The sequence below is a fragment of the Legionella resiliens genome (assembly GCF_021344005.1).
Classification (GTDB): Bacteria; Pseudomonadota; Gammaproteobacteria; order Legionellales; family Legionellaceae; genus Legionella; species Legionella resiliens.
On sequence record NZ_JAJTND010000003.1, the window covers coordinates 118,844 to 139,851 of the forward strand.

The following is a 21,008-nucleotide window of genomic DNA, read 5'->3' on the forward strand; positions in this document are numbered from 1 at the left end:
CTTCTTTCATTCGCAATCATGATATTAATTTAAGTTTATACTGTAAGTAGTCAAATGATCTATTTAAAGGACCATGATCATGAATGAACTTGATATTTTGCAATTATTTTATGATGAGATGAAAAATCGTAGTGCAACTCGAGATCAAGTTTTTTTAAGTATGGAAGAGGATGCAGCAGCAATGCTGTCTCAAAAGTTAGGACAGTCTGTGTCAGTTGCAGATCTGCAAAAATTAACGGATACATGCATCGCGAATGAATGGCTGGAGCGAACGACCGCTGATCCTAATTATAAATATTTATCATTAACTGAAGCAGGGCTGCAAATCATTTTAGCGAATCAATACACTTAATTGTGCATTAAGGGTATAAACTTTAAGCAAAAGTAGGTAAAATGTATCATTTTATTCTTTTTTGTTGTCAATATGCCAAAACGAACCGATATTAAATCCATTCTCATCCTTGGAGCAGGTCCTATCGTAATAGGACAAGCTTGTGAATTTGATTACTCTGGAACCCAAGCAGTACGTGCCTTAAAGGAAGAAGGTTATCGGGTTATCCTGGTAAACTCCAATCCAGCCACCATTATGACCGATCCAGAACTCGCGGATGCAACTTATATTGAACCGGTATCCTGGAAAGAAGTAGCACGTATTATTGAAATTGAACGCCCAGATGCGCTTTTGCCCACTATGGGGGGGCAGACAGCGCTTAACTGTGCTTTGGACTTAGTACGCGAGGGAATTTTAGCAAAATATGATGTTGAAATGATCGGCGCCACACGAGAAGCGATTGATCGCGCTGAAGATAGAGAAAAGTTTCGTCAGTTGATGATCAAAATTGGCTTGGATATGCCGCGTTCAGCGATCGCCCATAGCATGGAGGAAGCAATCCAGGTTCAGGCGCAATTAGGTTATCCGGCAATTATTCGTCCTTCCTTCACTATGGGAGGAAGTGGTGGTGGTATTGCTTATAACCGCGAAGAATTTGAAGAAATTTGTATGCGTGGATTAGAGTTATCACCAACGCATGAATTACTGATTGATGAATCAGTACTTGGTTGGAAAGAGTTTGAAATGGAAGTAGTACGTGACAAAAATGATAATTGCATTATTGTCTGTACCATTGAAAACTTTGATCCCATGGGAGTTCATACTGGTGATTCAATTACTGTAGCTCCTGCACAAACGCTTACTGATAAAGAATATCAACGCATGCGGGATGCCGCCATTAAAGTGTTAAGAGCTGTAGGTGTTGATACAGGAGGTTCAAACGTACAGTTTGCTGTTAATCCAGAGGATGGGCGAATGCTGGTGGTTGAAATGAACCCAAGGGTTTCTCGTAGCTCTGCTTTGGCTTCCAAGGCAACTGGCTTTCCAATTGCGAAAGTAGCTGCCAAACTGGCTGTTGGCTACACGCTTGATGAGTTAAAAAATGAAATTACTGGTGGTAAGACCCCGGCTTCATTTGAACCAAGCATTGATTATGTAGTCACTAAAGTGCCACGATTTAATTTCGATAAATTCCCACAAACTTCAGATATCTTGACCACACAAATGAAGTCAGTTGGTGAGGTGATGGCGATTGGATCCAATTTTCAGGAGTCCCTACAAAAAGCAATACGCGGTTTAGAGATAGGGCGTTGTGGTTTGCATCCCTTATTCAAAAAAAGTGATTTAGCACGTCTAAGAGGTCATTTGCGAGAACCAACTCCAGATAGGCTTTGGTATATCGCTGATGCGTTTAGAAACAATATAACTCTTGAGGAAATTCATCAAGAAAGTCGTGTTGATCCCTGGTTTTTGGCTCAAGTCGAGGAACTGGTCGCTCTGGAACGCTCTATGACTGGGAAGAAATTAGCAGATATCGATGCACTCACGTTACGTCTACTGAAGCAACGTGGTTTTGCCGACGCCTATTTGGCTAATATTTGGTCTTGCTCTGAAGAGGAAGTACGCAAGCAACGAAAAGAACTAGGGATTGTCCCTGTCTACAAACGCATTGATTCCTGCGCAGGTGAATTCCCAAGTGATACGGCTTATATGTATTCGTGTTACGAAACCAGTTGCGAAGCTCGTCCTGATACCCACAAGAAAAAAATTATGATTCTTGGTGGAGGACCTAATCGAATTGGTCAGGGAATTGAATTTGATTATTGTTGTGTGCATGCAGCTATGGCTCTTAGGAATGCAGGTTGCCAGACTATCATGGTTAATTGTAACCCTGAAACCGTATCTACCGACTTTGATACTTCCGATCGTTTGTATTTTGAACCTCTAACTCTAGAAGATGTTTTAGGTATTGTAGATGTAGAAAAACCGGAGGGAGTTATTGTCCATTACGGTGGACAAACTCCTTTAAAATTAGCACGAGCGTTAGAAGCAAATGGTGTTAAAATAATTGGGACCTCTCCTGATGCAATTGATAGGGCGGAAGACCGGGATCGCTTTCAAAAATTAGTCACCGAATTGAAACTACATCAACCTGATAATGGCACTGTGCGTAGTGAGGCAGAAGCCATCGCTTTAGCAAATAAGATCGGTTATCCGTTAGTAGTAAGGCCTTCCTATGTTCTTGGGGGACGCGCTATGGAAGTTGTCTATCAAGAAGATGATTTACGCCATTATTTATCGCATGCAGTTGCTGTGTCTAATGATTCTCCCGTATTGTTGGATAAATTTTTAAATGATGCAATAGAAGTAGATATTGATGCAGTTTGTGATGGCAAAGAGGTATTGATTGGTGCCGTAATGGAACACATAGAACAGGCTGGTATACACTCAGGAGATTCTGCCTGTACTTTACCCCCATTTAGTCTTAGTGTTGTGGTACAACAGGATTTGATGGAACAAATGCGTCAAATGGCATTGAATTTAGGGGTGGTTGGGTTGATTAACGCGCAATTTGCTATTCAAGCGGATGATATTTATGTTTTGGAGGTAAATCCAAGAGCTTCAAGGACCGTTCCTTTTGTTTCCAAAGCGACAGGGTTACCTTTGGCCAAAATTGCGGCTCTTTGTAAGCTGGGTATTAGTTTAAAAGAACAAGGTTTAAGTCAAAATCACCATATGCCATCTTTTTATTCGATTAAGCTTCCTGTCTTCCCGTTTATCAAATTTTCCGGGGTAGACTCTATTCTTGGTCCTGAAATGAAGTCTACAGGGGAAGTAATGGGTATTGCCAGACGTTTTGGACAAGCTTATGCTAAAGCACAATTGGGAGCCGGTTCTAACATATCTAAGCGTCGGCGTGCTTTTGTTTCCGTTAGGGATGCTGATAAAACCCGAGTAGGTGAAATTGCCAAGCGATTGATTGAATTAGGTTTTGAAATCATTGCAACACGTGGCACAGCCTTGGCTTTACAAGCAGCGGGAGTTGATTGTCGCCGAGTATTTAAGGTGAATGAAGGCAGACCACACGTTTTGGATTTTATAAAAAATAACGAAATCGATTTTATTGTAAATACAACTGAGGGCAAGCAAGCAATTGCCGATTCTTTTGCAATCAGACGCAATGCATTACAACACAAGGTTAGCTATACTACGACCTTGTCAGGAGCTGAGGCCGCTTGTTTGGCTATGAAATATGAAGATAGAGAAACGGTAACTCGATTGCAGGATTTACATTAGGATCTATTTACATTTCTACTATCTTGGCCAAAATGGCCTGATTTTCTGCGCTCCGATGCTCACATACCTTATGTATGCTGCGCTTCGGTACTCGAAAATCAGGCCATTTTGGCTCAAGCTAGCGAAATGTAAACAGACCCTAATAAAAATAAAAAGTGCATAGTCTGGGTGCAACGTAGCGAAACCCAGGGGGTAAACATTAGGCTTCGTTTTTACCAAGACCGCACTTATTACTGAGCTTAATGATCTCGTTTTCACCTTGATGTGAGAATGGGGTTAAAAGATAAATTACCAGGGAATTATTTTTTGAGGTAGATATGAGCAAACACCCCATGACAGTTGAAGGTGCAGAAGCACTTAATTCAGAATTACAGCGATTAAAATTTGTTGATAGGCCTCGTATTGTTGAAGCGATTGCTACAGCAAGGGAACATGGTGATTTGAAAGAAAACGCCGAATATCATGCAGCCCGGGAACAGCAAAGCTTTAATGAAGGGCGTATTCAAGAACTGGAAGCAAAATTATCTCATGCACAAATTATTGATATCAGAAAATTGCAGAATAACGGCAAGGTAGTCTTTGGTTGTACCGTCACAGTATGTCATATCGCAACAGATGCGAAGGTGACCTACAAAATTGTTGGTGAAGATGAGGCTGACATTAAACAGAATAAAATCTCCTACAGTTCTCCTATTGGCCGTGCTTTAATAGGTAAAGAACTGGATGATTCAGTCACCGTAAACACACCAGGCGGTATGGTGGAGTATGAAATTGTTGATGTAGAATACATCTAATTTCCATCAAATTTTTCCTATAGCCTGGGGGAGCCGCAGCAAAACCCAGGTTTGAGCGCATCTGTTGTCTCAATTCATAAAGTAACAAAAGGTCTATAATTATAGCGAGCATTGAAACATGCTTTGAATGAAGCATGGCTAAATATGAATGTAATTTCGGTGTTAATTATTACAGGAAGTAATAATGGACCTATTTTCTGAATGGTTTCAAGTAACCCCAATTCCAGCGAATACAATCACCGGCTATTATGATTGGAAGTTGGTGGCCTTATCCTATGTCATTGCAGTACTTGCCTCATATGTAGCCTTAAATCTGGTGGGTCGACTTCGCGCCACCAGGACTAATCATGCACGAATTTATTTGCTTCTGGGCGGTGCTTTTGCTATGGGGGCAGGGATATGGTCTATGCATTTTGTTGGAATGTTAGCCTTCATTATGCCCATGTCCATGGAATATGATTTCAGTTGGACTCTCGCTTCGTTAATTGTTGCGATACTCGCTTCAGCGTTAGCATTGTTTATTTTGCAAAAAAAAGATTATTCCGTGCTGCATTTTGCTTTGGGTGGCTTGGTCGTTGGTCTTGCTATATCCTCTATGCACTACATGGGGATGGAAGGAATGAAAAGCCATGTCCATATTCATTATTTACCGGGTTTATTTTTTCTTTCTATTCTCATTGGAATTGCAGCAGCGGAAACCGCCATTTGGTTGGCAATACAGAGTAATTATGGTTCGTATAAAAGACAATTTAATCTAAAATTTATTAGTTCCCTATTAATGGGATTGGCTATTTGTGGCATGCATTATACAGGGATGGCCGCTGCTGTATTTACTCCCAGTTTATCACACGTTATTACCAGTGAAGATCTTTCAGTACAGTCACATTATTTAGCTTTTTCTGTGGCGGGGATCACGGGATTAATCTTGATTATTGCACTTATTGCATCGGGCTATTACAAGAAAATGATCACTGCTATAGCAAATGAGAAAGAATTTCTTAACGCAATGCTTGATAATTTAGAGGATGGAATCATTGCGTGTAATGCGGAAGGCCGAATTACCGTTTTAAACCATACAATTCAAAAATACATCCAGTCAGACAAGTCGAATAAAGACATGAACAATATATTGGATTATTTTAGCCTTTTTACAATGAATAATAATCCAATTAGTCCTGATGATTTTCCCCTTAAACGAGCTTTAAATGGAGAACGTGTGCGCGGTGTCGAACTCCTGCTAAACATTAAACAAAATGGAACTCGTAATGTAGTAATTGACGGACAAAAAATTATTAATTCGGAAGGAAATAACTTAGGAGCAGTTATTGTAATTCATGATATCACTGATTTAAAACAAACTGAGAAATTAAAAAATGAATTTGTTTCTATAGTCAGTCATGAATTACGTACACCTATTACATCCATACGGGGTTCTTTAGGATTATTAGTGGGTGGGGTCATGGGGGAATTTCCTGAAAAGGTAAAAAAATTGCTTGAAATAGCGAATAATAACTGTGAACGCTTACTATTGTTAATTAATGATATTCTGGATATTGAAAAAATTGAAGCTGGAAAAATGGATTTTGAATTAAAAACAACCAACTTAAATAAAATAATAGCAGAGTCAATTGAGGTTAATAAAATATATGGAGATAAATTTGGAGTAAAAATTGAATTAATACCGCCTAATAAAGACTATTTAGTAACCGTTGATTCAGATCGTTTAATGCAAGTTTTAACGAATCTCATTTCTAATGCCTGCAAATTTTCTTATGAAAATGAGAAAGTTATTTTAAGGATGAAACAAATTGATGCATCGGTGCGTGTCTCCATTTCCAATAAGGGTAAAGGAATATCACCGGAATTCCAGCCACGTATTTTTCAAAAATTTTCTCAAGGAGACGCATCAACTACTCGCGGAAAAGGAGGCACGGGCTTAGGGCTAAATATAAGTAAGACTATCATTGAAAAATTAGGCGGAACGTTAAATTTTGAAAGCAATCCCAATGATCTAACTACCTTTTATTTTGATTTGCCAATATCCCAGCAACCAGCTTTTGTCCAAGAAAATCAAATGTTAATTCCAGAAGATAAAAAGAGATTACTTATTTGTGAAGATGATAGGGATCAAGCAAATTATCTTAAATTACTTTTAGAATCAGCAGGTTTTATTGTGAAGGTTGCTAATAGTGCAGAAGAGACACGAAAATTATTAGAAAAATATGAGTTTCACGCGCTCTTATTGGATTTAATATTACCGGATCAAGACGGTATTTCATTTATTAGAGAGTTGCGTACAAATAAAAAAACGATGACGCTACCCATTATTGTACTTTCAGTAATTGCTCAAACAGGGAAAGAGTTATCTAATGGAAATGCGGTTTCAATAATCGATTGGTTAGATAAGCCCATTGATTTTAATAAATTACTTTCCGCAATTAATAAAGTCCAGAAGGTAGATCCTCAGAGTAAGCCTCATATATTGCATGTTGAGGATAATAAGGATACCCAAGCCATTGTAGGAACACTTCTTGAAAAACACGCAATCATTTCAAATGCAAATAACTTACACGAAGCAAAAGAAATGCTTGAAAAAGACAAATATAATTTGATTATCTTGGATTTATTGTTGCCTGATGGAAATGGTGCGGAAATTTTACCCTTGATCTCCAAATATCATGCGCCAGTAGTTGTATTTTCTGACACCAAATTAAATGAAGATTATTCCAAGTTCGTTAGCCAAGCATTGCTTAAGTCAAATTCGTCAAATGAAATTTTATTAAATACCATCAAAAACCTTCTTTAAGTACTGATTAAAGGAGAAAAATATGTCCAGTAAAGAACTTAAAAAAATTTTGTATGCTGAAGATGAAGCGGATATAAGAGCAATTGCTCAAATTGCTTTGGAAGATATTGGTGGGTTTACAGTAAAATATTGTTCTAATGGAAAAAAAATTCTTGAAGCAGCAAAAGAATACATTCCTGATTTGCTCTTATTGGATGTGATGATGCCTGAAATGGATGGACCCACCACGTTACGTGAATTACGTAAGAACCCCGATTTTATAAAAATACCTGTTATATTTATGACTGCTAAAATACAAATTAAGGAGATAGAAGAATATAAAGCAATAGGAGCAATTGATGTAATTAAAAAACCCTTTGATCCTTTGACGCTTGCCACGTCAATAAAAAATGCATGGTTGAAATACAATGGATGAAAATATACAGAAAAAATTACATGATCTCATGGTTCTCTATAGCAAGAATCTCCCTGAGAGAATTCATAATATAGAGATGCAATGGCATGCACAACTTAAAAAATGGGATTTAGTAGGCTTTCAAAATTTTCATCGAGATGTCCATAGTTTGTGTGGCTCGGCGGGTACCTATGGTTATACTGAACTAAGTAAGACAGCACGCCAAATGGAAATATTATTAAAGGAAATTCTTGCTAATAGAAAGTTAACTCATGATGATCAAGAAAAAATTAATTCTTTTTTTAGCCAATTAAAAAGTGTATTAGCTTATGAATCTCCTAAAAACCCTTCAATCTTTTCAACTGAAATAAAACCCAAAGAGAATAAATTAGTATACGTATTGGAGCAGGAAGCTGAATTAGTCAATGAATTAATTCAAAGCCTCAAACAATCTGATTATAACGCACAATATATAAAAGATATGACCTCATTATTGAATTCAGTGCAAGAAAAACAACCCATTGCAATAATTATCGATACAGATTATTTGAAAAAAGATGCCCCGGATCAACTGGTTGCCATGCAAGAGCAACAGAAAACGCCTATCCAATTGTTTTGTATTGTTCCTGATAATGAGTTATTACCGCGACTCATTGCTATACGTGCTGGTTGTGTCGCTTATTTCCAAAAGCCGCTGGATGTGGCTTATCTGGTGCAAGAATTGAATATAAATTGCAGTTCACCTGTTAACGAAGCCTATCGAATTTTAATACTGGATGATTCGAAATCATTAGCTGAATATTATTCTTTGATTTTAAAACAGGCTGACATGATTACTCGTGTTATTACAAATCCATTGCAATTATTAAAGGAACTTGAAACGTTCCAACCCGATTTAATTTTAATGGATATTTATATGCCGGAGTGTTCTGGTTTAGAGCTCGCTGTTTTGCTGCGCAAGGATAGAAGATATACAAAAATTCCTATTATTTTTCTATCTACGGAGGATGATAAAAATAAAAAATTAGCCGCAATCAGCTTAGGGGGGGATGATTTTCTTACCAAGCCTGTATCACCGCATGATTTAGTTTCCGCAGTACGTTCGCGATCAAACCGTGCAAGTATTTTAAATTATTATATGACTACAGATAGCCTGACCGGTTTATTAAATCACTCAAGTATTTTGAATCGTTTGAATATTGAAATTATTAGAGCAAAACAACAGAATTCACTGCTGTCTTTTATCATGATCGATATTGATAATTTTAAATTAATTAATGACACCTATGGCCATCCATTTGGTGATCTTGTTATAAAGAAACTCGCCTCTTTATTGATGGTTAGTTTACGTAATCGGGACATCATTGGTCGATATGGCGGGGAAGAGTTTGCTTTGATATTGCCTGGTGCTGATCTCAAAAGCAGTCAAAAAATTTGCAATGACTTGCGACTGCAATTTTCTCGAAATTATTTTACTGTCAATGAACAAAAAGTGTATGTCACAATCAGTATCGGAATTTCTAATTTTAACGGAAACCAAGATATCAATAGTATTGTAATCCAAGCAGATCAGGCTTTATATAAAGCCAAAAAAAATGGACGAAATCAAGTCGTTGTTTTTGATGAACACTTTATTTTGAATTAGTTTTCAAAACCTGCCGTTTTGCACGAAGACATACATAACCTGGATGTTGCATCCAGGTTATGGGTCGTAAGAATTAAGGTTGAAATACTTCCTGCTGAATACCGCCAACAACCCATTGGGTACTATTAGTGAATTGACGAAAATGCCAAATTTCATCAAGTTGACTCATAGGCTCATCATCTTCTTTAATGGATCCGGTAAAGTGAACGCTTGCAACGAGTGAATTAGATTGTCTTGACACATCAAGTAACTTAGCGTCTAAAGTGATGACTTCTGTTTTATTTGACGTATTTCCACGCTCATCTAACTGCATCTTGATCTCTGCGAATACTTCGGGTGCTGTGAATTCACTCAAATCTTGAAGATTTTTTTGATCATAAGCAGCTTGCAAGCGGTTAAATGTTACTTTAGCTTCACGTAAAAAGGTTTCGGGCACAAAACCTGCAGGATATTGAGCAAAGTTATTCGCGGTACCGCTCTCTGAACTGCTGTTAAATGATTGACTAAAATTATTAAAAGGATTTTGGTTAAAAGGCTTGGCTTGTCCTTGTGCTGACTGAAAACCTGGCTGCATTCTTTTGCGAAAAAAACCGATAACAAAAAAGAGAATTGCCCCAACAATTAACCAGGATAAAATGCCATTGGCAAAGCCATGTCCCATAAATAAACTGGTCAGCAAGCCGCCAATTAATAAGCCACTGAGTAATCCTCCCCATCTACTGGGATTTTTTGCGCTTTGTCCCAGAACACTGGACTTCTGTACCTTATTGGGTGAAAACAAGGCACTTTGGGAACGCTGGATGCCAAAACTTCTACCGGCGCCAAAGCGTTTAGCAGATGCTTCGTTAACCAACAGTCCAAAGCTTAGTAATGCAATAAGGAAATAGGAAATAAACGTACGCATGGTATGAGACCCTTTTTTTAAAAGAGTTAACAGTATATATGAATTCTATTGAATCCGCCTCTTTGTGATTAAAATTTTAACGATAAGGTTTGTATATAAGAATGTTGTGTAATGATGCCGCATTGAGGATGCTTTTGGGGAGTATTTCCCTGCTCTTAGGCATAATGCTTTGCTGGATTCAAACAAACGCGTTTTGAATTCAGGTTCGTAAGACCAGAACTCGAGCCTAACTCAAGCTCGACTTGATAACTTCACATTTTCTTTACGAAATCTTCGTTCGCAACATCGGTCGATATTTTTGTATTTTCAAGTTCGTCTTTATATTTTTTAAAATTTCCAGCAACCGCTTGAACATCCTCTTTTTCATCTTTATTCGCTTTATAGGATTCTGAAAATACTGAACCCTTAGACTTGAAAAGCTCTTTACCAAAAAATTGATTTATGAATAATTTGAATTCATTAACTGTGCCGGGGGCCACTTTCATTGCTTTCTCATATTTAGTGACAATATCCAGAGCGTCTTGGATTAATTTTTGTTGCGCTTTTAGGGAGGAAGAATTTGGATTTTTCTCATCTTCAGCCAATAGGGCTCTGAATTCTGTTTCCAGAGCAAATGCTGCTCTTCCTGCAAGATGCTTTTGCGAATAACCATATTTATAGTCAAGTTCTTTCACGTCCTTATAGAATTTTTCCACTGCTTGATGCGCCTTCGATTTAGGCATATGTAATTCCTTAAATCTAGTTTCTGATGTATTAAACTATAGATGAATTAAAGAGTTTATACAAAAACGGTACCTGATAAATTAGAAATAAAACAAAATTTTAAAGAATTAAACTATAGATTCATTCAATGTAAATCCATTCAGAATTCCTGGAGTAAATGGATTCACCTGATTATTTGTTTTTAACAGGTAACGTCCTGAATTGCTGTTGATTTCAAAGAGAATTTGTAAGCTGGAACTGTCTTGTTCATCAACTAGAACGTTCACTTTTTCGAGAAGTTTAAATAGAGCCCAGATTCCTTGTTCTGCAAGTTCATAGTGATTTCCTTCAATTGAATTAAGAGCAAGTTTTGCGTGGGATTGGGGCCAGGTAAAACGAATAACAGAGTCAGTGCTTTGATTGTCGGTCAATTTTGTGTTGCCAATTTGCAGTTCCAGATTGGCAACCACAGGGTCAAGACTAATTTTTTGCAGGCTAAAATCAATTTTACTTTCTTCACCATGGTCAGGGAAAAACATATTGGTAATAATATTTGCACGTATCAGCGCATCTAATGTTTCTGATGCGATAGGTAACACCGAATCATTTACTGCTTTAGGTTTCCATTCTGCATTGGAAATATCCAAAAATGGTTTAACATAGTTTTCAGTAAATGAATTTAATGCGCCGTGAGTCGAAAAGAAATGATTGAAATCGTTTATTGCGATTTCTTCTGGTTGTGATGCGTCAAAAGGATAGCGTCTGGCAATAGTGGCCTGGAATTCTCTATAAACGGTCTGTTGCCATTGTTGATTGATATACTGACGGCTGTCTTTGATCAGTATCACCCAAGTGTCGCTTGCTAATTGTTTCGTCCAGGTACTTAGAGGTTCGGGTAATTGCCGTGCTTGATTATAAAGCAAACTTACTGGATCCGAAGCACTATCGCTGGCAAAACGGGTTTTAGTAATATTAAATGCAGTTTTACCCCCATCATTGATCATGGATAAAGTTGAAATAAAGCGTTCCAAATCAACGATTTTCAGACTTAACTCTTTAGTGCTGGAAAGACTCATTAAGTTTAAATCAGTAAATTGATTGGCAATAGATTGATTGAATAGCGAGGCGCTATTGGTCAAGTCCGCCTTGGTTTCCTGTTGGATTAAACCGATTATTTTACTTAGTGCATGAGATTGTTCCAGATTTTTAACTACTTGCCTGCCTGCTTGATAATCTTGATAATGCAAGGGTTGTGATTTGCGCATGAATGTTTGCCACCAGGTGACATAATCAAAACAATATGCCTGAGTTATCATTTCCTGTAATTGGCTTAAATCATTGCGTCCAAGAACCCAGTTTTCTTTTTGCAGACTGTGGCTAATATCAGGGATTCTTTGCATGACTTCATTAAAACCTGATCGGGTAAAATAACTCGGTAATTCGTTAGTCGCTAATACAAAACCATTAATTGCAATTTTTTGTTTGGCATTAGGTAGAAACTCTTTTGCAATAGAATAATAGAGGTAACTGGTGGGCAATGCATTTAAATAATTCCTGGCGTCACTAATTACTTGTGGTTTCGTAGTTATATTTTGAGGTGGTTTGCTTAATAAGAGTTTTAAAAGTGCCAGCTGTTTGTTTAAAGAACTCTCAGGCTGGTTTTTCCATTGAGCAGCAAACCAATCATGTACTTGCATTGCTGAAAAATGTTCTGGCTGGCTCAACATCAGATAGATTTTCAAGGCCTTATAACGAACGATAGGGGTATTTCCTGAGTTATTGATTACGTCTTCCAGCTCATTGCTTAATGAAGGTAAAAACTCACCCTGGAGACGGCTTTCAGCATTGTGGTGCAAATTGTGTTTTAATTGATGCACTGTGGGTAGCGACAAGGAATTACTGGGAATATGGCTCATCGTTTTTGCAGCCTTGGATAAATGATAAAGAGCCTGCTTTTCTTTATTTTTCTGACTGTTGAGTATGTCATAAGCGAGTAATTCTTTACTTGCTTCATCCAATAAATGAGCTGTTTTATAATGGTTGTAGCTTAAGATTAGCAAGCTGATTCCCGCAATACTTGCAGTAATTGCAATAATGGGTTTTTGCGAAAACTTTCTGACTTGTGGAATTTGACTGCAATGCTCCTGAAGGGTTTGTAATGCACCTTCAACAAAATAGGCTCTGAAATTTGTCGCTTGCGGAAAAGTATCTTGGACCACCAATGCATATTCATGCTGAATTTTTTTATTCAGACGGTCAATACTCACTCCGCCTTGCTCTGCACTGCTAAAATAAATGGAGTGTAAATTAAAAAGTTTGGGTGAAACCCCCTGGATCAATGCTTGAATAGGGGCACGCAAGCTGGCTACCTGTAATGGAAATTCCCGAATTAAACTGCGCCTCATTGTAGAGCGTGCAGGATGCATTTTGCTAATTACTTGTTGGCCAAGTTGTTCTGTGAGCTGATTGAATTGTAGTGAATATGCTTCTATTTTTTTCTTTAATTCATTCCTGCAATCCAGCGAAAACCCCAAAGGCTTTGATAAATCGGCTGCATGTTCTGACTGGTAAAATTCGGTGAAACCAGCAAGAGTATCCATTTTGGTAAACATCAGCGCAAGATTAATGGAATAACCCAGGTTGCTCCCAAATCGTTCCAACAATTGCAAATGCGCTTTTTTCTGTTCTGCAAACTGACTTGGATCTGCAATAAGCAAGTCATTTACATCAATGCATAAAACAAGACCGGTAATTTTTAGATATGCATTGCATCGATTTAATTGTTTCAGGGTTGTGAGCAATAAGGTTTTACTGTTGGAAAGCCAATTTTCACCAAGCTCAATAATGATCCCTTTCTGATTAAAATATATTTTGGCATGTTGTTCGCTAAAAACAGGTATTTCTTCCATATTGCTTTGCTTTAATATAGCCGACTTCCCTTGAGTATTCTTGCCGGTAATCACTATAAAGGACAACTGATTGCTTTGTGGCTTTAATTGTGAAAGTATTTTTGTTATAGCATCACATAATGCGCGTAAAGAATTGTTCATCAGCTATCCAGAAGAGCAAGTTGGGTATGTCCAAATAAAACGTTTTTTGCTTTATTTTCCAATAAGTATTGGCTGGTCAAAAAAGCAAGTGTTACCACAGTAATCGCAGTAATCAAAGTAATTATGACCGCTTTATAATTTTTTTTAACAATCTTGGGTATAGGGTTTTCATTAAATAAACGGCGTGGTTGATTAAAACGATTTTTCTGAATGATTTGATAAAGATCTTCAATATAGTTATCCAAAACCTGTCGTCCATCCGGTTTGAGATGGTAATGCCCCTCAAAGCCAATAATTAGAAAAAAATAAACCAACTCGATAAGATCAAGGTATTGGTTTGGTCGTTCTTTGATATAGTTAAGGATTTCAAAAAAACGATGTTGTGGCTGAGCATTATCATTAGTGAGCGGTGTAAAGGCTTTAAATTCAGCGGTAATTTGATATACACGCATGTAATTTTTACCCAGGATTTCATCTATGGTCGCTGCCATTAAATAATGAGCGATGGCAGCAAAGTCTGCTGGGTATTTCGATGCATCCATCTTGCTCTGAAAAGCAAGTAATTCATGTTCAATATTGTCTCTGATATTCTCAATGGCGGGCAATGAAGGGCTAAGACAGAGGCGTTCCAATAGCGACAAAAGAGGGCCTGCTGCCGCAACTAAAGCGTTAGTAGAAAATGGAGCAATAAATAATTTGGAGCGATAGTAACCTTGCGGGACAAGCATCGTTCCCGAATCAACAAGTTGGCTGCTGACCAATGAGGCTGGATAATGCGCAACTGTCATGGTCTTGCTCCTAATAGATCCTGATTCAAGCATGAAATTCTATTGCAAACACTCTAAGTTTAAAAGAAGATGATACGTTATATATTGCTTTTAGTTCAAGTGAGTCAAATTTTTAAACTGCTAATGTGCTATGAACAATAGTCATCACCTAGATCGCAAGCGTTTTACATAGAGAATGGGTATTCGTTTGTTCAGCCTGGACTGTTTGAATCGCTTTGGCAATATGCCTGATTTTAATAGGTATATCTGGGACATCCACTAACTTCTTACAAACCATCCAATAGAGTTGCTGTTATTGTTGAATTTATTTGCATCCATCATGAACAATAAGGTAATATTCTGGTTTGCCAAATATAGAACTATTTTGGTACTATATTTATAATATGGATAGGAAATTAATCAAGTGGATGTGTTGTTCCAAATTAAGACTTATTTAGTACTAGATTATTCGATTTTGAGGTGTTATGCTGCGCATCAGCAAGTTGGCCGATTATGGAACAGTTGTGATGGTTTATCTCGCCAGGCACGCACAAGAATTGTGTAATGCTCGTGATATTGCATTACATACACATCTGACTGTACCTACGGTAAGTAAAATTTTAAAACGTTTGACCAGTGCAGGTTTGTTAACCTCAGTACGTGGAGTGACTGGAGGATATCGATTGCGACGGCCTGCAACTGAGATTTCTGTGTCGCAAATAATTTTTGCATTGGAAGAACATCGTGGTTTCACAGAGTGCAGTTTGCAACCTAATGATTGTTCATTACAAGGTGTTTGCACGATTCAGGGCAATTGGCGATTAATAAGCCAAGCAATTGAAACCGCTTTGGATAGTGTCAGTTTAGCTACTTTGGCTAAACCAACTTTGCAAGCACATGATGTGGAGCGAGTTCGACAATTGGCAAGTGGAGTTAATCGTGGCTAAAAGCAGTGAGCAAATTAATTCTCTGCTCGATAGAGAATATCAACATGGGTTTACAACCGACATTGAAGTAGATACTTTTGAGCCTGGACTGAACGAAGATGTTATTCGTCGTTTATCAGCAATTAAAGGCGAGCCAGAGTTTTTGCTTGAGTGGCGTTTAAAAGCCTATAAGCATTGGTTAACCATGTCACCTCCTCAATGGTCCAGTGTGCATTATCCGCCTGTGGATTACCAGGCTATTTCTTATTATTCAGCACCTAAAATGAAAAAAGATGCGCCCAAGAGTCTGGATGAGGTTGATCCTGAGTTACTAAGAACCTATGAGAAGCTGGGCATTCCTTTAAGAGAACAAGAAATGCTGGCTGGCGTTGCTGTGGATGCTGTTTTTGATAGTGTTTCTGTGGCAACTACGTTTAAAGCGAAACTCGCTGAAAAAGGTGTTATTTTTTGTCCTATCTCTGAAGCAGTACATAAATATCCAGAATTGCTGATGCAATATTTAGGCTCGGTAGTCCCATATCGTGATAATTTTTATGCGGCGCTGAATTCGGCAGTATTTAGTGATGGTTCTTTTGTATATATTCCCAAAGGGGTGCGTTGCCCGATGGAGTTATCGACTTATTTTCGGATTAATGCAGCGTCCACAGGACAATTTGAGCGTACCTTGATTATCGCTGATGTAGACAGTTACGTTTCTTATCTGGAGGGCTGTACCGCGCCTATGCGTGATGAAAATCAACTCCATGCCGCTGTAGTCGAGTTAGTTGCATTAGACGGAGCACAAATTAAATATTCTACGGTGCAAAACTGGTATCCAGGTGATAAGGAAGGAAAAGGAGGTATTTATAATTTTGTGACGAAACGCGGTGCTTGCCGTGGCAAACGGTCCAAAATTTCCTGGACGCAAATTGAAACGGGCTCAGCAATTACCTGGAAATATCCCAGTGTAATTTTACAAGGAGATGATTCCGTTGGTGAGTTTTATTCAGTTGCCTTAACCAATAATTATCAACAAGCCGATACCGGCACTAAAATGATCCATATTGGAAAAAACACGCGGTCAACTATTATTTCCAAAGGGATCAGTGCAGGACGTGCACATAATGCTTATCGCGGTTTGGTGCGTATCGCCCCAACAGCAACGAATGCACGCAATTATACTCAGTGTGATTCAATGCTTATGGGCTCTGAATGTTCCGCACATACTTTTCCTTATATAGAAGTCAAAAACCCCACAGCACAAGTAGAACATGAAGCAACTACTTCCAAGATCAGTGAAGAGCAATTGTTTTATTGTCAGCAACGAGGAATCGATACCGAGGATGCTGTTTCGATGATTGTGAATGGTTTTTGTAAGCAGGTATTAAAAGAATTACCTATGGAATTTGCGGTGGAAGCGACTAAATTGCTAGGTCTAAGTTTAGAAGGGGCAGTAGGTTAACATGTTAAAAATCAAAGAGTTAAATGTTGAAATAAATGACCAGTCCATTTTGAAAGGCATTAACCTTCAGGTCAATGCAGGTGAAGTTCATGCCATTATGGGGCCTAATGGCTCAGGAAAAAGTACCCTGTCCAAGGTATTGGCTGGCCATCCTTCTTATCAAGTGATGAGTGGAGAAATAGACTATTTAGGTCAGGATTTGACCCCTTTGTCTCCTGAAGAAAGGGCGCGTGCCGGTATTTTTTTGTCGTTTCAATATCCGGTAGAAATACCTGGGGTAACGAACATTAATTTTCTTAAAGCTTCTGTTAATGCAGTGCGTAAAGGTCAGGGAAAAAATACGCTGGATGCCATTGAATTCCTTACATTCATTCGGGAGAAATGTCAGTTACTGGAAATGGATGAAAGCTTTCTATACCGCAGCATCAATGAGGGGTTTTCTGGCGGTGAAAAAAAGCGCAATGAAATTTTGCAGATGGCAGCTCTGGAACCCAAGCTTGCTATTCTCGATGAGACTGATTCAGGCTTGGATATTGATGCGCTGCGTATTATTTCGCATGGTGTTAATGCCATGCGTTCTCCTGAGCGTTCTATTATTTTAGTAACGCATTATCAGCGCTTGCTTGATTATATTGAGCCTGATTTTATCCATGTGCTGGTAAATGGGCGTATTATTATGTCTGGTGATAAATCATTGGCACTGGAATTAGAGAAAAAAGGGTACAGCTGGCTTGAGGAAACGGTGTAGTGATATGAGCGAGATTTTGGATTTTTACCAACAACGAGCAAAAGCGGGTTTATCATCTTTGCCTTGGCTTGCCCAATTGCAAACTAAGGCATTAATGGATTTGGATCGATGTGGATTTCCAACGCGACATGATGAAGACTGGAAATATACCCGTGTTGAAGCATTACTAAATCAGCCTTTTATGCGTTTTAATGCCACAGATCACATCAAGGAGGCTGCGGCTACCTATAAGGATAAAGTAAACTCTGATTTGCCAATAAATCAGCATATGTTGATTCGAGACGGACTCATTTCGGGTGTGGAGCAGCTTGCTAAGACACCTAAAGGAGTGTTAGTTCTGCCTTTATCTGTAGCAATAGCACAACATCCAGAATTACTTAAGCCTTATCTGGGAACTATTTTAAAACAAGAGCATGGTTTTCATTATTTAAATACGGCTATGATTCACTGTGGTGTGTTGATTTATATTCCATCAGGAGTTGTTCTTGAAGAACCCATAGCGTTAACTCATGTACAAACTCAAACGAATCAAGCGGTTTATTTGAGACATTTGATTATTGCTGAGGAAAACAGTCAGGCTGCAATAATTGAAGATTATCAAGGTTTGGTTGATTGCTGCTATTTGACGAATACGGTAACCGAGATTGTTGTTGGTACTGGTGCAAAATTAACGCATTATACCCTTCAAAGAGAGAGTAAATCTGCGTTTCATATAGGTCACCTGTCGGTGAAACAATTAGAAGGCAGTGAGTTTGCCAATCATTCTTTAAGTCTTGGCGGACAATGGGTGCGTTCTGATATCAGTTTGTATATGCAAGAAGAAAGAGCACACTCTTTGATGAATGGGATTTATGCTCCTGCTGAAGGACAACATGTAGATCATCATACTACAGTGCAGCATCTGGTGCCTGACTGCAGCAGCGAACAGGATTATAAAGGTATTCTCACTGGTCGTTCGCGAGCAGTATTTAATGGTAAGGTATTTGTTGCTCAAAATGCACAGCATACAGATGCCAAACAACAAAATAAAAACCTGTTACTTTCAGCAAACGCCGAAGTGGATACTAAGCCGCAGTTAGAAATTTTTGCTGATGATGTATTGTGCTCTCATGGTGCGACGGTTGGACAATTGGATGAGGAAGCATTATTTTATTTGGCAACTCGTGGGATTGGTCGGCTTGAAGCATCGCATTATTTAATTCATGCTTTTGCTAGTGATAATCTGCGGCTTATTCCCCATCGCAAATTAGCAGACTACATGGGGCATTTATTAACACAACAGTTGGGGTAAGCTAAATGGACGCTTTGGATATTCAGGCAATTCGTAGAGATTTCCCTGTACTCAATCAAAAAGTAAATGATTTTGATTTAATTTATTTTGATAATGCGGCAACCGCACAAAAACCTAAAGCGGTGATTGAGGCTATGTCTCATTATTACGAGCATGATAATTCGAATGTACATCGTGGTGTGCATACTTTAAGTGTCAGAGCCACTGAGAGTTATGAAGCTGCCCGTTCCAAAGTGAAGCGCTTTATCAAAGCGAATTCACCACGTGAATGCATTTTTGTACGTGGAACAACTGAAGCGATTAATTTGGTTGCACAAAGTTTGGTTGCCCCACGTATTTTACCTGATGAAGAAATATTAATTACGCATATGGAACACCATTCCAATATTGTTCCTTGGCAGATGGTGTGTAAAAAAACCAGGGCCAAGCTGCAGGTTGCCCCCATTTCTCTTGACGGTGAGATTTTATTGGATGAGTTTGCCAAGAAATTAAATAAAAACACTAAATTTGTAGCAATTTCACATGCCTCTAATGCTTTAGGCACGATTAATCCCGTTAAAGAAATGATTAAGATGGCACATGATGTTGGTGCAGAAGTATTACTCGATGGCGCACAAGCGGCTCCTCATTTTCCTGTGGATGTGCAAGATTTAGGATGTGATTTTTACGCTTTTTCCGGGCATAAATTATATGGCCCTACAGGTATTGGTGTTCTATGGGGCAAAGAAGAACTTCTGAATGCCATGTCTCCTTATCAAGGAGGGGGCGAGATGATTAATTCCGTTTCTTTTGAAGCAACAGAATACGCTGCGGTGCCAAGTAAATTTGAAGCAGGTACTCCTGATATTGCCGGAGCAATTGGCTTAGGCGCTGCCATAGATTATTTAGAATCTTTGGATATGGAAGCAATCATCGCTTATGAACAAGAGTTGTTAGACTATGCAACTGCCGGAGTTCGGTCGAGCGGATTTAATATTATTGGAACCGCCAAACAAAAAGTACCGGTTGTCGCTTTTGTACATGGAACAATTCATGCCCATGATATCGGTACTATTTTAGATAGCGAAGGAATTGCAATACGAAGTGGCCATCATTGCGCCATGCCGTTGATGGATTTTTATAATGTTGCAGCTACTTCGCGTATTTCCCTGGCATTTTATAACACCAAAGAGGAAATTGATGCATGCATACACGCATTGCAGCGAGTTAAAGAGGTATTTGCATGAGTGCTGAATTGCGAGAACTTTATCAAGAAATCATTATCGATCACAATCGCAATCCACGCCATCATTATGAAATGAAGGATGCGACGACGCAAGCGAATGGTTTTAATCCTTTGTGTGGGGATAAATTAACGGTATATGCCAAAATAGAAAAAGATGTGATTACTGAGTTAAGTTTTCTGGGATGTGGTTGTGCTATATCCCAAGCATCGGCCTCATTGATGACCGACTCGATCAAAGGGAAAACTATAGAAGAAGCTCATGAAATGTTTCATCGCTTTCATCATATGTTGACTCAGAATGAAGAAGGTCAGTTACGTTATATGGATAAGTTGACAGTACTTGCAGGAGTGAAGGCTTATCCGGCACGGGTAAAATGTGCTACTTTGGCTTGGCATACTTTGGAAGCCGCGTTGAATAAAGACAGCAATGTGGTGAAAACAGAATAGGAGGATCTATTTCTGGGTTCCATTGAGCATTGCAATTAAATGTAGGAATTGAGTTAAATCCTACGTCCCGCGGCTTGTCTGCGGGATCCAGTGATGGTGAAAGATGCCTGGTTCCCACGGAAAGCCGCGGGACGTGGGCGAGGTTTATATATACCATTAGGTTATAACAGCTCAGCTGTGTTGGCACCTAGATTACGGCCACCAAAAAGAGTAGGTACT

16 protein-coding genes are annotated in these 21,008 nt (G+C 38.6%); 12 read left to right on the plus strand and 4 right to left on the minus strand.

Annotated elements, in window-relative coordinates:
- Window positions 1-79: 79 nt before the first annotated feature.
- The 6 genes from LXO92_RS04275 (at window position 80) to LXO92_RS04300 (ending at window position 9,267) form a co-directional block, all read left to right on the plus strand.
- Window positions 80-352: a hypothetical protein gene (locus LXO92_RS04275; RefSeq protein ID WP_182351487.1), complete on the plus strand. Its 273-nt coding sequence runs from the start codon at window positions 80-82 to the stop codon at window positions 350-352.
- Between the two features lie 72 nt (window positions 353-424).
- Window positions 425-3,628 carry a carbamoyl-phosphate synthase large subunit gene (gene carB / locus LXO92_RS04280; protein WP_182351488.1) on the plus strand — a complete coding sequence of 1,068 codons (3,204 nt, stop codon included), beginning with the start codon at window positions 425-427 and terminating at the stop codon, window positions 3,626-3,628.
- Between the two features lie 317 nt (window positions 3,629-3,945).
- Window positions 3,946-4,422, plus strand: a complete 477-nt coding sequence (gene greA / locus LXO92_RS04285; RefSeq protein WP_232890436.1) for a transcription elongation factor GreA — start codon at window positions 3,946-3,948, stop codon at window positions 4,420-4,422.
- A 184-nt stretch (window positions 4,423-4,606) separates the two neighbouring features.
- Window positions 4,607-7,228, plus strand: coding sequence for an MHYT domain-containing protein (locus LXO92_RS04290; protein WP_232890437.1), 2,622 nt, complete (start codon window positions 4,607-4,609; stop codon window positions 7,226-7,228).
- A 22-nt stretch (window positions 7,229-7,250) separates the two neighbouring features.
- A complete protein-coding gene (locus tag LXO92_RS04295; protein WP_182351491.1) occupies window positions 7,251-7,643 on the plus strand; it encodes a response regulator in 393 nt (130 codons plus the stop codon).
- Window positions 7,636-9,267 (plus strand): diguanylate cyclase, encoded by a 1,632-nt coding sequence (locus tag LXO92_RS04300; protein ID WP_182351492.1) that lies wholly within the window; start codon window positions 7,636-7,638, stop codon window positions 9,265-9,267. The genes LXO92_RS04295 and LXO92_RS04300 overlap by 8 nt, the downstream gene beginning before the upstream one ends.
- A 73-nt stretch (window positions 9,268-9,340) precedes the next feature.
- Here LXO92_RS04300 and LXO92_RS04305 read toward each other — a convergent pair whose 3' ends face one another.
- From LXO92_RS04305 to icmH, 4 genes are all read right to left on the minus strand, one after another.
- The gene (locus LXO92_RS04305) at window positions 9,341-10,171 is read right to left on the minus strand and encodes a Tim44 domain-containing protein (RefSeq protein ID WP_182351493.1); all 831 of its coding nucleotides are present in this window, start codon (window positions 10,169-10,171) and stop codon (window positions 9,341-9,343) included.
- 251 nt (window positions 10,172-10,422) lie between these two features.
- Window positions 10,423-10,866, minus strand: a complete 444-nt coding sequence (locus LXO92_RS04310) for a hypothetical protein (RefSeq protein ID WP_232890438.1) — start codon at window positions 10,864-10,866, stop codon at window positions 10,423-10,425.
- Between the two features lie 135 nt (window positions 10,867-11,001).
- Window positions 11,002-13,923, minus strand: a complete 2,922-nt coding sequence (gene icmF / locus LXO92_RS04315; RefSeq protein WP_182351495.1) for a type IVB secretion system protein IcmF — start codon at window positions 13,921-13,923, stop codon at window positions 11,002-11,004.
- Window positions 13,923-14,711, minus strand: a complete 789-nt coding sequence (icmH, locus tag LXO92_RS04320; RefSeq protein WP_182351496.1) for a type IVB secretion system protein IcmH/DotU — start codon at window positions 14,709-14,711, stop codon at window positions 13,923-13,925. The genes icmF and icmH overlap by 1 nt, the downstream gene beginning before the upstream one ends.
- A 464-nt stretch (window positions 14,712-15,175) precedes the next feature.
- Here icmH and LXO92_RS04325 point away from each other — a divergent pair, with 464 nt between their 5' ends.
- From LXO92_RS04325 to sufU, 6 genes are read left to right on the plus strand one after another with little or no spacing between them, the layout of a single operon-like run.
- Window positions 15,176-15,637 (plus strand): SUF system Fe-S cluster assembly regulator, encoded by a 462-nt coding sequence (locus LXO92_RS04325; RefSeq protein WP_131778053.1) that lies wholly within the window; start codon window positions 15,176-15,178, stop codon window positions 15,635-15,637.
- Window positions 15,630-17,078: a Fe-S cluster assembly protein SufB gene (sufB, locus tag LXO92_RS04330; protein ID WP_370529173.1), complete on the plus strand. Its 1,449-nt coding sequence runs from the start codon at window positions 15,630-15,632 to the stop codon at window positions 17,076-17,078. Before LXO92_RS04325 ends, sufB begins: the two co-directional genes overlap by 8 nt.
- 1 nt (window position 17,079) lies before the next feature.
- Window positions 17,080-17,826 carry a Fe-S cluster assembly ATPase SufC gene (sufC, locus tag LXO92_RS04335; RefSeq protein ID WP_182351497.1) on the plus strand — a complete coding sequence of 249 codons (747 nt, stop codon included), beginning with the start codon at window positions 17,080-17,082 and terminating at the stop codon, window positions 17,824-17,826.
- Between the two features lie 4 nt (window positions 17,827-17,830).
- Entirely contained in the window at window positions 17,831-19,117 is a 1,287-nt protein-coding gene (gene sufD, locus LXO92_RS04340) for a Fe-S cluster assembly protein SufD (RefSeq protein ID WP_232890439.1), read from the plus strand.
- 5 nt (window positions 19,118-19,122) lie between these two features.
- On the plus strand, window positions 19,123-20,343 hold the full coding sequence (locus LXO92_RS04345) for a cysteine desulfurase (RefSeq protein WP_304599226.1): 1,221 nt from the start codon (window positions 19,123-19,125) through the stop codon (window positions 20,341-20,343).
- Entirely contained in the window at window positions 20,340-20,789 is a 450-nt protein-coding gene (gene sufU / locus LXO92_RS04350; protein ID WP_182351499.1) for a Fe-S cluster assembly sulfur transfer protein SufU, read from the plus strand. Before LXO92_RS04345 ends, sufU begins: the two co-directional genes overlap by 4 nt.
- Window positions 20,790-21,008: the final 219 nt, after the last annotated feature.

Bases quoted from the DNA above. Each gene is read 5' to 3' on its own strand.
- LXO92_RS04275 (WP_182351487.1), top strand. From the start codon at position 80: ATGAATGAACTTGATATTTTGCAATTATTTTATGATGAGATGAAAAAT.
- carB (WP_182351488.1), top strand. From the start codon at position 425: ATGCCAAAACGAACCGATATTAAATCCATTCTCATCCTTGGAGCAGGT.
- greA (WP_232890436.1), top strand. From the start codon at position 3,946: ATGAGCAAACACCCCATGACAGTTGAAGGTGCAGAAGCACTTAATTCA.
- LXO92_RS04290 (WP_232890437.1), top strand. From the start codon at position 4,607: ATGGACCTATTTTCTGAATGGTTTCAAGTAACCCCAATTCCAGCGAAT.
- LXO92_RS04295 (WP_182351491.1), top strand. From the start codon at position 7,251: ATGTCCAGTAAAGAACTTAAAAAAATTTTGTATGCTGAAGATGAAGCG.
- LXO92_RS04300 (WP_182351492.1), top strand. From the start codon at position 7,636: ATGGATGAAAATATACAGAAAAAATTACATGATCTCATGGTTCTCTAT.
- LXO92_RS04305 (WP_182351493.1), bottom strand. From the start codon at position 10,171: ATGCGTACGTTTATTTCCTATTTCCTTATTGCATTACTAAGCTTTGGA.
- icmF (WP_182351495.1), bottom strand. From the start codon at position 13,923: ATGAACAATTCTTTACGCGCATTATGTGATGCTATAACAAAAATACTT.
- icmH (WP_182351496.1), bottom strand. From the start codon at position 14,711: ATGACAGTTGCGCATTATCCAGCCTCATTGGTCAGCAGCCAACTTGTT.
- LXO92_RS04325 (WP_131778053.1), top strand. From the start codon at position 15,176: ATGCTGCGCATCAGCAAGTTGGCCGATTATGGAACAGTTGTGATGGTT.
- sufC (WP_182351497.1), top strand. From the start codon at position 17,080: ATGTTAAAAATCAAAGAGTTAAATGTTGAAATAAATGACCAGTCCATT.
- sufD (WP_232890439.1), top strand. From the start codon at position 17,831: ATGAGCGAGATTTTGGATTTTTACCAACAACGAGCAAAAGCGGGTTTA.
- LXO92_RS04345 (WP_304599226.1), top strand. From the start codon at position 19,123: ATGGACGCTTTGGATATTCAGGCAATTCGTAGAGATTTCCCTGTACTC.
- sufU (WP_182351499.1), top strand. From the start codon at position 20,340: ATGAGTGCTGAATTGCGAGAACTTTATCAAGAAATCATTATCGATCAC.